At 55.2% G+C, this 310-nt stretch carries 1 protein-coding gene; it reads right to left on the reverse strand.

The window, feature by feature from the left end; all coding sequences use genetic code 11:
- A partial coding sequence (locus AC0QKW_RS00410; protein WP_473149097.1) for a DDE-type integrase/transposase/recombinase occupies positions 1–310 on the reverse strand: 310 nt, incomplete at both ends.

A 310-nucleotide genomic window follows, 5' to 3' on the forward strand; every position in this document is an offset into this window, starting at 1 on the left:
TTTGAGGGTGCCGAAAAAGCTTTCAGCCACCGCATTATCCCAATAATTACCTCGACGGCTCATGCTGGCCATTATCGTAGCCTGCTGAAGCGCTAGTTGGTAATCACCACTGGCATATTGAGAGCCTCGGTCAGAATGGAACAGCAACCCCGGAGCCGGTTGGCGTTGCCCTAAGGCCGCCTCTAACATCGTCAGCACGACCGCTGTGCGCATGTGCTCGGCCATCGACCAGCCCACCACCCTTCGAGAAAACAGATCGATGATGACCGCCAGATACAGCCAGCCTTCAGTCGTCCAAATGTAGGTCATG

Source organism: Pseudanabaena sp. PCC 9330 (assembly GCF_055795045.1).